The following is a 479-nucleotide window of genomic DNA, read 5'->3' on the forward strand; positions in this document are numbered from 1 at the left end:
GGCAGGCGACACGCTGGTTTCGAACCCGGTGCCGATGGTGCGCGGCAAGACCCAGAGCACGACGTTGGTTCGTCAGGAGCCTGTCGATGATGTGCCGGCTGTGGCGTCGAACCCGAAGGGGGATGCGGCGGCGCCTGCGGATAAAACCGTCACCCACGGTTGTCCGGTGTCGATGGTCACCGGCGAGGAATTGCTGACCCTCACCGATGGCGCGCTGGATGGGATTTTACCGTTTGAGTGGACGCGGTTGTACCGCACCAGTGCTGTGGATGTGGATTGTGGGTTGGGGTTTGGCTGGAGTCATGGGCTGGCCCATCGGCTGGTGGTGTCGGGCGATTCGGTGGTGTGGACTGACCATGAGAATCGCTCGACTACCCTGCCCTTGCCCACCGATTCTCGGCCGGCGATCACCAATAGCCTGGCCGAAGCGGCGATCTATTTGGGAGCCTCGCCTGATGAACTGGTGCTGGCCCAAGCCT

General features: G+C 62.8%; 1 protein-coding gene. It reads left to right on the forward strand.

The annotated features are described in order from the left end of the window. The coding region (locus tag OC445_RS26925; protein ID WP_262020456.1) for a DUF6531 domain-containing protein at positions 1–479 on the forward strand (479 nt) is incomplete at both ends.

It is taken from the genome of Pseudomonas sp. Pse35 (assembly GCF_024519715.1).
Lineage (GTDB): Bacteria > Pseudomonadota > Gammaproteobacteria > Pseudomonadales > Pseudomonadaceae > Aquipseudomonas > Aquipseudomonas paracarnis.